This window comes from Candidatus Polarisedimenticolia bacterium (assembly GCA_036001465.1).
Taxonomy (GTDB): Bacteria; Acidobacteriota; Polarisedimenticolia; order Gp22-AA2; family Gp22-AA2; genus Gp22-AA3.
This window is the reverse complement of sequence record DASYUH010000006.1, coordinates 1-10944: the sequence shown is the minus strand read 5'-3', so window position 1 is coordinate 10944 and position 10944 is coordinate 1. Positions and strand designations below refer to the sequence as shown.

Genomic DNA, 10944 nt, shown 5'->3' with positions numbered 1-10944 from the left:
CTCTGTCACAGGAGGCCGTGTCATGGTGAAGACCTTGTCGACCATGCTGGAGCTGGGCACCGGGGCGCCGGATTTCAGCCTGCCCGATGTCGTCTCCGGCCGGACGATCTCCCTCAAGACGTTCGAGGACGCCAAGGCGCTCCTCGTGATGTTCATCTGCCGCCACTGTCCCTACGTCAAGCACGTCCAGGAGGAGCTGGCGCGCCTCGGGGCCGACTACCAGGCCCGGGACGTGGCGATCGTGGCCATCAGCTCGAACGACGCGTCGGAGTTCCCCGACGACCGTCCCGTGAGCCTGCGGGAGATGGCCGTCGCACTCGGCTTCACGTTCCCGTTCTGCCACGACGCGACCCAGGATGTCGCGAAGGCGTACACCGCCGCCTGCACGCCGGACTTCTTCCTCTTCGATGCCGCGAGACGGCTGGTCTACCGCGGGCAGCTGGACGACAGCCGCCCGGACAGCGGCCGCCCGGTGACCGGTCGCGATCTGCGGGCGGCGCTCGACGCTGTCCTCTCCGGTCGGCCGGTCGACGCCGACCAGAAGCCGAGCCTGGGGTGCAACATCAAGTGGAGATCGGGCAACGAGCCGGGTTATTTCCCGGTGCGGACGTAGACACTTGTCCGGGCCGGGGGGACAGCCCGCGGGGCCGTTGAGCGGCAGGAGGGCCCTGGTCTGCGGCGGCACGCAGGGGATCGGCAGGGCCTGCGCCTTCGAGCTGGCCCGTCTCGGCGCGCGGGTCACTCTCCTGGCGCGCGACGAGGCGCGCCTGCGCGCGGTGAGCGACGAGATCGCCCGCCTGGGCGCGCAGCGGCCGGACTTCCTGCGCGCCGACTTCGCCCAGCCGGAGTCGGTGCGCGCCGTGGTCGCCGACCATGTCGATCGGACCGGGGCGATCGAGGTGCTGCTGAACAACACCGGCGGACCGCCGGGTGGGCCGATTACCGCCGCTCCGCCCGAGTCGTTCCTGGCGGCGTTCACGGCCCACCTGGTCTGCAACCAGCTCCTGGCCCAGACGCTCATCCCCGGAATGCGGCAGCAAGGATTCGGCCGGATCATCAACATCGTCTCGACCTCGGTGAGGCAGCCGATCGAGGGGCTGGGGGTCAGCAACACGATCCGGGCGGCGGTCGCGGGCTGGGCCAAGACTCTGGCGGGGGAGGTGGGGCCCCACGGGATCACCGTGAACAATGTCCTGCCGGGGGCGACGGCGACCGAGCGGCTGCGCTCGCTCATCCAGGCGAAGGCGCGGGCGGCGGGGCTCGCCGAAGAGGAGGTGGAGCGCCGGATGAAGGCGGAGATCCCGCTCGGGCGGTTCGCCTCGCCGGGCGAGATCGCCGCCGCGGCCGGGTTCCTCGCCACGCCCGCCGCCGCCTACATCACCGGGATCAGCCTGCCCGTCGACGGCGGCCGGATCGCATGCCTGTGATCGCGAACTACATCGACGGCGCCCTGGTGGAGCCGGCCTCCGGCCGGTACCTCGACAATCTCGAGCCGGCCACCGGGGCCGCGTACTCGTCGGTCGGGGACGGCGACGAGCGCGACGTCGAGCGGGCGGTCGAGGCGGCCCGCCGGGCGTTCCCGGCCTGGTCCGGCCTGCCTGCCGAGGAGCGCGCCAGGCTGCTGCTCGCCATCGCCGCTCGGATCGAGTCCCGTCTCGAGGACCTGGCGCGCGCCGAGAGCATCGACACCGGAAAGCCTCTCGCGCTGGCGCGCGCTCTCGACATTCCGCGGGCGGCCAGGAACTTCCGGTTCTTCGCCACGGCGGCGCTGCACGATCATTCCGAGTCGCACGCCACCGACCGGAAGGCGATCAACTACACGCTGCGCCGGCCGCGCGGTGTCGCCGGCCTGATCTCCCCCTGGAACCTGCCTCTCTATCTCCTGACCTGGAAGGTCGCCCCCGCCCTGGCGGTCGGGAACACCGCGGTGGCGAAGCCTTCCGAGCTGACGCCCATGACCGCCCACATGCTGGCGGAGATCGCCCGGGACGCGGGGCTCCCTCCGGGCGTCCTCAACATCGTCCACGGGCGCGGCGCGAGCGTCGGAGCGGCGATCGCGCGCCACCCGGAGATCCTGACCCTGTCGTTCACCGGGAGCACCGCGACCGGGGCGGACATCGCCAGGAACGCCGCCCCGCTGTTCAAGAAGGTGGCGCTCGAGATGGGGGGGAAGAACCCGAACATCATCTTCGCGGATGCCGACCACGACGAGGCGGTCGCGGCCGCTCTCAAGGCGGCGTTCACCAACCAGGGGGAGATCTGTCTGAGCGGCTCCCGCCTGTTCGTCGAGCAGGAGGCCTACAGGAGCTTCGTCGAGGACTTCACGGGCCGGGCGTCGCGGCTGCGCCTCGGCGATCCTCTCGATCCGGACACCGAGCAGGGGGCCCTGATCTCGGCCGCCCACCGCGACAAGGTCCTGGGGTACATCGAGCAGGCCCGACGGGACGGCGGCCGGATCCTGTGCGGCGGCGGCCCGCCGAGGACGGCCGTCAGCGAGCGCTGCCGCGGGGGCTTCTTCGTCGAGCCGACGGTGATCACGGACCTCCCGGTCGCGTCGAGCGTGAACCGGGAGGAGATCTTCGGGCCGGTCGTCACGATCACGCCGTTCCGGAGCGAGGACGAGGTCGTCGCCTGGGCGAACGGCACCGACTACGGTCTCGCCGCTTCGGTCTGGACCGAGAGCCTGCCGCGGGCCCACCGCCTGGCCGAACGCATCGCCTCGGGGACCGTCTGGATCAACTGCTGGATGCTGCGCGATCTGCGCGTGCCGTTCGGCGGCATGAAGCGCAGCGGGCTCGGGCGCGAGGGGGGAGAGGAGGCGCTTCGCTTCTTCACCGAGCCGAAAAACGTCTGCATCCAGTTCCCGCACGATGCGTCGGGAGATTGAGTGCCTCCGGGAGGGTTCACGATGAAGGGTGAGAAGGACGGCTCGATCCAGAGCCCGAGGGCGCCGGAGCCGGTCGGGCCGTACCCGCACGCCCGCCGGGCCGGCGGCTTCCTGTTCCTGTCCGGCATCGGGCCGCGGACGCGCGGATCGAAGGAGATCCCGGGCGTGACGCGCGACGCCGCCGGGCGGGTCGTGGCGCACGACATCGTCGCGCAGTGCCGCTCCGTTTTCCAGAACGTCCGCACGGTCCTCGAGGATGCCGGCTCGTCGTGGGACCGAATCGTCGACGTGACGGTCTTCCTGACCAGCATGGACGATTTCGCGGAGTACAACCGGATCTACGCCGAGCACTTCAAGGACGACCGCCCGTCGCGCACCACCGTCGAGGTCACGCGCCTGCCGACCGACATCGCCATCGAGCTGAAGGTGATCGCCACGATCGATTGAGCCTGGGAGCCTGTCCGAGGACTCGGTCAGGCTCCTGGCTCAGACCCGGCTCCTGATCGCCCAGAGGTCGGGGAAGACCGGGTGGAAGAGGGATCCCTTCAGGAACTCGACGCCGGGAGAGTCGCCGGTGCCGCGCTGGTTGCCGATGGTCCGCTCGACCATCTTGACGTGGCGGTAGCGCCACTCCTGCAGCCCCTCGTCGAAGTCGGTCATCAGCTCGAGGAGGATCGCGGCGTCCGGCTGCGTCCGGTACAGGCGCAGGAGCCCCTCCTGGATCTCCGGGTCCGGCCCGTTCGGCTGGCGCACGTCCCGCGCCCGCAGGGCGGCCGGGATCGCCACCCCGCGCGTCATCAGGAATTGATAGAAGCGATCGACGAGAGAGCGATCGGCCAGCCGCTTCTCCAGCCGCTCGCGCGATGCGTCGCCGGGCGGCTGGTAACGCAGCATGTCCGGACGTTTCACCCCCAGCAGGAACTCCAGCTCCCGGAACTGCGCCGACTGGAACCCGGAGGCGGTCTCGAGCCGGTCGCGGAAGGCCAGGAACGACATCGGGGTCATGGTCTCGAGGATGTCGATCTGCGCCACCAGGGTCTTGAGGATCATCCGGACCCGCTTGAAGGTGGCGATGGCGCCGAACAGGTCGCCGGCCTCGAAGTCCCTGCCGATCTTGTCGAACTCGTGCAGGAGCAGCTTGAACCAGAGCTCGTAGACCTGGTGGATGACGATGAACAGCGTCTCGTCGTGCTCCGGAGGACTGGAGCGCGGCTCCTGGAGGTCCAGGAGCTCTTGAAGCCTCAGGTATTTCGCGTAGGTCAGTTCCATCGCATCACCCCCGGGAGAGCCAGAGAACGAACGCCACGGCGGCGAACAGGGCCGAGGCCGCGGCCAGCGCGATGGCGCGCGCCTGGCGGCGGGCGCGGCGGCGGGCCTCGGCGTACGGAGTCAGGGTAAAGGAGATCATCATGTAGAGGGGCACGAACCACGCGGGAAACAGGCGGTGCAGCCCCTTCTCGAGCGACTTCTTCAGCAGGAACAGGCGCGATCCGGTGTGGTGCTTCATCTCCTCGAAGTTGGCGATCGACAGGTCGGCCAGGGCGTCGGTGTTCTCGCGGCGCAGCCGCTCGAAGGCGCCGAAGGCCGCCTCCGGGTCGTCCGCATGGCGCCTCAAACAATCGCGAAGGACGACGCAGTCCTCGAAGGCGGCGTTGGCCCCCTGTCCGTGGAACGGGACGACGGCGTGGCAGGCGTCGCCCAGGAGGACGACCCGGCCGGCGTGGCGCCACGGGCTGCAGCGGATCGTCACCATCGAGCCGGTCGGATTCGTGACGTACTGCGCGGCGATTTCGGGCAGGAGCCCCACGGCATCCGGGAAGACGCGCGCGAAGAAGCGCTCGACGTCCGCCCCGGCCGCGAGCGACGCGAAGCTGTTCTCCCCTTCGAACGGCAGGAAGAGCGTGCAGGTGAACGATCCGTCGCGATTGGGAAGGGCGATCATCATGAATCCGCCGCGCGGCCAGATGTGCAGGGCCTCCCGCTCCAGAAGGAAGCGCCCGCCGGGCCCCGCCGGGATCGTCAGCTCCTTGTAGCCATGCGACAGGAACGACTGGCTGTACTCGAACCGGTCCTGCCTCATGAGCGCCCGGCGGACGACCGAGAAGGCGCCGTCCGCCCCGACGATGAAGCCGCCCGCCTCCGTCCTCGGCCCGGCCTCGGCGCCGCCTGCCAGGACCACCTCGCCGCGATCGGGATCGATCGACTCGCACCGGCGCCCGAACGCGAAGCGGACGTCGGCCGACTTCTCCGCGGCGTTCACCAGGGCGAGATTCAGCTCCCCCCGGGAGACCGAGTGGTTCACCTGGTCGGCGCGCGTCCCGTACGGCTGGAAATCGGTCCGGCCGCCCGTCCCGTGGATCATCCGTCCGCGCATCGGGACGGCCATCGCCAGGACCTCCCGGTCGATGCCGGCCTGCTTCAACGCGTGGATGCCCCGGGCGGACAGGGCGAGGTTGATCGACCGACCCGCCTGGATCGTCGCCGAGCGCGGATCGGCGCGCCGCTCGAACACCCGGACGGCGTACCCCGCCTGGCCGAGCAGGATCGCCATGAGCGACCCGCCCAGGCCGGCGCCGACCAGGACGGCCGTCCCGCGGTCTGTCGCCCCCGCTCCGGCCGAAGGCGCGTTCATGCCGCATGTCTCCCGAGGACCTGGGCGAACCGCCAGACGTCGTGGAAGCGGTTGTAGAGCGGCGCCGCCGAGACGCGCAGGACGTCCGGCTCGCGGAAATCGCACACGACACCCGATGCGGCGAGCGCCTCGACCAGGTCGCGCGCCCCGCGGCGCACCCGCAGCGAGACCTGGCAGCCGCGCCGCGCCGGCTCGCGCGGGGTCAGCACGTCGAAGCGAGCGGCCCCCACGTGATCGATGAGGGACAGCAGATAGCCGGTCAGCCGCACCGATCGGGCTCTCAACGACTCGAGCCCCGCCTCCTCGAAGAGGGTCAGCGACGCGAGAAGGGGGGCCATCGACAGGATCGGCGGGTTGCTCACCTGCCAGCCGTCGGCCCCGGCGCGCGGCACGAACTCGTCGGGCATGGCGAAGCGGGTCTCCGGGTCGTTCCCCCACCAGCCGGCGAGTCGCGGCAGGGTCGGCTCGGCGCCGTGCCGTGCATGAACGAAACAGCCACCCACGGCGCCCGGCCCGGCGTTCAGGTACTTGTAGGAGCACCAGACCGCGAAATCAACTCCCCACTCGTCGAGGCGCAGCGGGACGTTCCCCACCGCGTGCGCCAGGTCGAGGCCGACGCGGCACCCCTGCCGCCGCGCCGCCGCGGACAGGCGCCCGGTGTCGAGGACTTCTCCGGTCCGGTACTGCACACCGGGCAGGAGGACCAGCGCGATCTCCGCGCCGCGCTCCTCGATCAGCCGTTCCAGATCCTCGGTCCGGAGGACCGATTCCTCCGGCCGGGGGCGGGCCAGGATCAGGGAAGCCTCGGGATCGAAGCCATGGTGGCGGACCTGCGAGGCCACGGCGTAGCGATCGGAGGGAAAGGCCCCCGCCTCGATCAGGATGGCGTGTCGTCCGCCGGCGGGCCGGTAGAAGGTCGCCATCATGAGATGCAGATTGACGGTGAGGGAGTTCATCATCACGACATCCCCGGGCCGGCCGCCGACGAGGCGGGCGCCGCTCTCCCGGAACCGCTCGTGGTACGAATACCAGGGGTTCCCCGCGGCGAAGTGTCCCGCGACACCCAGGCGGGCCCAGTCCTCCATCTCCGAGTCGACGAGCGGGCGGGCCCCCTTCGGCATCAGGCCCAGAGAGTGTCCGCAGAGGTAGGCGGCCGGCTTCCCGTCGGCGCCCGCGGGGATCTCGAAACCATCGCGGAACCGCCCCAGAGGATCGGCGGCGTCGAGCTCCCGGGCGAACGCCTCGTCCGGTCGGAAGGCTTCCGCCGTCACGGCAGGAAGTCCTCGCGCCGCCTCCCGAGGAATTGCAGCGCCGTGCCGGCGAGCAGGCGGTCCTTCACGTCGGGGGTGAGATCGGTCATCGTCTCGATCATCCTGCCGGGGACCTCCTCGCCAAGCGGAAACGGGTAGTCGGATCCGAGCGCCACCCGGTCGGGGCCGACGAGGCGCAGGAGAAAGCGGAGCGTATCGGGATCGTGGACCAGCGAGTCGACGAAGAACTTGCCCAGGTGGGCGCGCGGGCTGACCGGGTTGTCCACCGCGCACAGGTCGGGGCGGGCGTGGAAGCCGCGCTCGATCCTCCCGAGGGTCCCCGGGAAGGCGCCGCCGCCGTGGGCGAAGGCGATTCGCAGGCGCGGCAGCCGCTCCAGGACTCCGCCGAAGATCAGGGAGCACAGGGCGAGCGCCAGCTCGGCCGGCATGCCCACGAGCCATGGCAGCCAGTACCTGGGCATGCGCTCGGAGCCCAGCATCTCCCAGGGATGGACGAACACCGCGGCGCCGAGATCGCTGGCGCTCTGGAAGACGGGGAAGATCTCCGCCCGATCGAGGTTCCAGGCGTTGACGTGCGTGCCGATCTGCACCCCGACCAGCCCCAGCTCGCGGACGCACCGCTCCAGCTCGCGGACGGCGGCACCGGGGTCCTGCATCGGCAGGGTACCGAGCCCGACGAATCGCCGCGGATGCTCGCTGACGGTCGCCGCGATGTGGTCGTTGAGCAGGCGGGCCAGGTCGAGCGCGTGCTCCGGGCGGGCCCGGTAGGAGAACATCACCGGCACGGTCGACAGGACCTGCACGCCGACCCCGTGACGGTCGCACTCCTCCAGGCGTCGCGCCGGGTCGTAGCAGGTCTCGGGCACGTCCCGGAAGAACGCCCCGTCGATCGTCAGGCGCGCCGAGCCCGGACGCAGATGCTCCATGCGGACGAACCCGCCGGAGCCGTATCGCGCGCCCAGATCGGGAAGCGCGGATGGCAGGATGTGGGTATGGACGTCAATCTTCAGGACGAGACCTTGCCGCACGACTTGCAGGTGCGGAGCGACTCACTGTTCCTGAATCCCTCGAGGATCGGTTTCAGCTGCGTTCCGAGGTCGGTGACGTAGAGCGCCGCCTCGTGCAGGACGGCGCCGCACCCCTCGCAGTACCAGCGGAAGCGGTCCTCTTCATCGGGGAGGCGCTGCCGCTCGACCACCATGCCGACGGTGCCGGCCGGCCGCTGCGGGGAATGCGGCACGAACGGGGGCAGGAGGAGCATGTCCCCCTCGCGAATCGGGATGTCCCGCGGCTTGCCGTTTTCGATGACCCTGAGGACGATGTCCCCTTCGAGCTGGTAGAACAGCTCCTCCCCCGCGTCGATGTGGTAGTCGTTCCGCCGGTTCGGCCCGCCGACGATCATCACCTGGAAGTTCGCGTCCTTGAAGACCAGGACGTTCCCGACCGGCGGTTTCAGGAGATGCCGGTGCTCGTCGATCCAGGCCTTGAGGTTGAATGCGGCCAGCGGCTGCATGGAAGCCTCCTTATGCCTGCGCGGCCGCCTCCGCCGAGGCGTCCTTGCCGGGTCGGACGGCGGGAGCGGCGGCCCATTCCCCCACGCGGAGGACCAGGAGGGTCGCGTCGTCGGCCGCCTCACGCGCTCCGCGGTGCTCGGCATAGGCCCGCTCGACCCTCTCCAGGAGGGCCTGAGGCCCGGCTCCTTCCCCCGCAATGACGCGCCCCAGCAAGGTCTCGAGGCGCCCGGCGCCGAAGTCGGCCCCCGACTCGTTCTCGGCGTCCACCAGGCCGTCGGTATACAGGAAGAGCCGGTCGCCGGCCCCGATGGCGACCCGGCGCTCGGTGTAGCCGCCTCCGGGCATCAGGCCGATCGGCCGGCCGGTGGAGTCGAGCCGCTCGACGCGGCCGTCCCGGCGCAGGAGGAACGGGCTCTCGTGCCCGGCGTTGACGTAGCGCAGCTCGCGGCGCTCGGGATCGAGGATGCTCAGGAACAGGGTCAGGTACACCTCGGCGGGAGTGCTCGCATCCACCTCGCGGTCGAGCCGGTCCGCGAACGCGGCGAGGTCGGTCTCGAGCGGGAGCCGCGCCCGGAGGGTCGCCTGCAGGTTCGCCATCAGGAGAGCGGCCGGCACCCCCTTGCCGGAGACGTCCCCCATCAGCAGGGCGACCTCCCCCGCCGGCAGGCCGAAGTAGTTGAAGAAGTCCCCTCCCAGCTCGTGGGCCGGGATGGAGAGCCCCTCGACCTCCGCGAACGGGTAGTGGAGCGCCTTCTTGGGCAGGAGCTCGGCCTGGATCCTGCGGCACAGCTCGAGCTCCTTGCGCAGGCGCTCCTGCACGACCAGCCGTTCCTGGTTGGCGCTCAGCTCCTTCGCCATCCGGTTGAACGCCTGCGCCAGCTGGCCCAGCTCGTCGCTCGAGCGCACCGGCACCTGGGTGTCGAGGCGACCGGCGGCCAGCCGCTCGGCGCCGCGCGTCAGGTCGGACAGGTTCTGGGTCATTCGCCGCGACAGGGGGAGGAAGCCGAACAGGGCGAACGCCGCGAGACCGAGGCCGGCCCCCAGGTTGCGCGCCGAGGCGCGCCGGATCTCCCCGAGCGACTCCCCGACGGGGCGGGCGAGTCCGAACGTCAGGCCGGTGGCCTCGTCGGCGTGGGTCACGACCACCCAATTCTCATCCGGTTTCGGGCCCTCCGCCCCGGGCTCGGCCGCGAGGTGGAGATCGTTCAGCCTGGCCAGGTCGGCGGCGTCGAGCGTGAACAGGTTGCCGGCTCCGTCCCGGGCGAACGGGATTTCTCCCTGGTCCCGCCGCGTCTGCGACAGGACCTGCCGCAGCAGCCGGTCGGTGCTCACCCTCGCCTTGAGGCTGCCGACCCGTTCCCCGTGCCGCTTCAGCTCGCAGGCGAACTCCTGTTTCAGCCGCAGCCCTCTCTCCTGGACCGGTTCGTTCCTTTCGATCTCGGCTTTCTCTGCATCGGCCTGCCTGGCGGCGCGCGACGCCTCGATCTTCTCCTTCACGATGCGCGCGATCATCTGTCCCTGCTCGCCGAGGCGCGACATCATGTCCTTCTGGATCTTCTCTGCTTCACCCGGCGGGATCAGCGCCATCGCCGCCTGGATGAGCGGCGCCACTTCTGGATCCTTTGTGAGCTCGCCGGCGATCTTCGGGAGATGGACGATGATCGGCTGCCTCTTCCCCGGCGGGGTGGGCGCCTCGGGATGCCCGGGGCTCTTCGGCGCCCGCGCCGCGCGCCGTCCCGGCTGCCGCGGCGCCGCCGGCGCCCCGGAGCCCGGCTCCGGGTGGAATTCGAACGCCTCGATGAACGAGGCCGCATCGCCGAGAGTCGACAGCAATCGGCCAATCATCTGAGGGTCGGCGTCCTCCGGGGGGGTCGACGGGTCCTTGGCCGCGAGTGGGAAGGGGATCTCTTCCAGCCCTCCGATGCGCCGGCTGAGGCTGGAGGTGACGGCCGCCACCCGGCGCTCCATCTCCTCTGCGGCGCGGACCGACTCCGCCTCCACGGTACGGCGGAGCGCGCGCGTGGACGAGTGGTAGGCGTACAGCGTGATGGCGCCCAGAGGCACGACGGCCAGGAGGACGAACGCCAGGATGAGCTGATTTCGGAGCCTCATGACCGGGAAGGATACCACCGGGCCGTTCCTGTGGCACATCGCGTAGAATGCCGCCGGTCCGGAGCACGCCGCTCCGGGCCGGAGGCTCCCAGGCATGACGAACACCGGGGGATGGGCCGGTCATCCGCGCGGGCTGTCGACGCTCTTCTTCACCGAGATGTGGGAGCGCTTCAGCTACTACGGGATGCGCGCCTTTCTGATCCTGTACATGACGACCCCCCCGGCCGCCGGCGGGCTGGGCTTCGACGTGAAGCACGCGGGCTCGATCTACGGCACGTACACCGGCAGCATCTGGCTCGTGACGATCGGCGGCGGCCTCGTGGCCGACCGGCTCCTGGGGGCCTACCGCAGCGTCCTGATCGGCGGCATCATCATCGCGCTCGGTCATTTCACCCTGGCGTTCAAGAGCCTGCCGTTCTTCTACGCGGGCCTGGCCCTCATCGTGCTCGGCACCGGCCTCCTGAAGCCGAACGCCACGACCATGCTCGGGTCGTTGTACGACGCGGAGGACGCGCGGCGCGACGCCGG

At 70.6% G+C, this 10944-nt stretch carries 11 protein-coding genes; 5 read left to right on the top strand and 6 right to left on the bottom strand.

All coding sequences use genetic code 11. The features are described from left to right. Window positions 1–22: 22 nt before the first annotated feature. The 4 genes from VGV60_00860 to VGV60_00845 are packed head-to-tail and all read left to right on the top strand — an operon-like array spanning window position 23 to window position 3334. The gene (locus VGV60_00860) at window positions 23–613 is read left to right on the top strand and encodes a thioredoxin family protein (protein ID HEV8699802.1); all 591 of its coding nucleotides are present in this window, start codon (window positions 23–25) and stop codon (window positions 611–613) included. 37 nt (window positions 614–650) lie between these two features. After that, window positions 651–1427, top strand: coding sequence for an SDR family oxidoreductase (locus VGV60_00855; GenBank protein HEV8699801.1), 777 nt, complete (start codon window positions 651–653; stop codon window positions 1425–1427). Further along, window positions 1418–2887 (top strand): aldehyde dehydrogenase, encoded by a 1470-nt coding sequence (locus VGV60_00850; GenBank protein ID HEV8699800.1) that lies wholly within the window; start codon window positions 1418–1420, stop codon window positions 2885–2887. Before VGV60_00855 ends, VGV60_00850 begins: the two co-directional genes overlap by 10 nt. A gap of 21 nt (window positions 2888–2908) precedes the next feature. After that, complete coding sequence (locus VGV60_00845) at window positions 2909–3334, top strand: Rid family detoxifying hydrolase (GenBank protein ID HEV8699799.1); 426 nt, start codon at window positions 2909–2911, stop codon at window positions 3332–3334. A gap of 39 nt (window positions 3335–3373) precedes the next feature. Here VGV60_00845 and VGV60_00840 read toward each other — a convergent pair whose 3' ends face one another. The 6 genes from VGV60_00840 to VGV60_00815 are packed head-to-tail and all read right to left on the bottom strand — an operon-like array spanning window position 3374 to window position 10416. Continuing rightward, a complete protein-coding gene (locus VGV60_00840) occupies window positions 3374–4156 on the bottom strand; it encodes a tryptophan 2,3-dioxygenase family protein (GenBank protein ID HEV8699798.1) in 783 nt (260 codons plus the stop codon). 4 nt (window positions 4157–4160) lie between these two features. Next, the gene (locus VGV60_00835) at window positions 4161–5519 is read right to left on the bottom strand and encodes an NAD(P)/FAD-dependent oxidoreductase (GenBank protein ID HEV8699797.1); all 1359 of its coding nucleotides are present in this window, start codon (window positions 5517–5519) and stop codon (window positions 4161–4163) included. Beyond that, window positions 5516–6790: a kynureninase gene (gene kynU / locus VGV60_00830; GenBank protein HEV8699796.1), complete on the bottom strand. Its 1275-nt coding sequence runs from the start codon at window positions 6788–6790 to the stop codon at window positions 5516–5518. The genes VGV60_00835 and kynU overlap by 4 nt, the downstream gene beginning before the upstream one ends. After that, complete coding sequence (locus tag VGV60_00825; protein ID HEV8699795.1) at window positions 6787–7800, bottom strand: amidohydrolase family protein; 1014 nt, start codon at window positions 7798–7800, stop codon at window positions 6787–6789. The genes kynU and VGV60_00825 overlap by 4 nt, the downstream gene beginning before the upstream one ends. After that, window positions 7797–8303 carry a 3-hydroxyanthranilate 3,4-dioxygenase gene (locus VGV60_00820; GenBank protein HEV8699794.1) on the bottom strand — a complete coding sequence of 169 codons (507 nt, stop codon included), beginning with the start codon at window positions 8301–8303 and terminating at the stop codon, window positions 7797–7799. Before VGV60_00820 ends, VGV60_00825 begins: the two co-directional genes overlap by 4 nt. A 10-nt stretch (window positions 8304–8313) precedes the next feature. Then, window positions 8314–10416: a SpoIIE family protein phosphatase gene (locus VGV60_00815; protein ID HEV8699793.1), complete on the bottom strand. Its 2103-nt coding sequence runs from the start codon at window positions 10414–10416 to the stop codon at window positions 8314–8316. 94 nt (window positions 10417–10510) lie between these two features. Here VGV60_00815 and VGV60_00810 point away from each other — a divergent pair. Continuing rightward, window positions 10511–10944 (top strand): oligopeptide:H+ symporter (locus VGV60_00810; GenBank protein HEV8699792.1); only part of this gene is annotated, 434 nt, incomplete at its 3' end.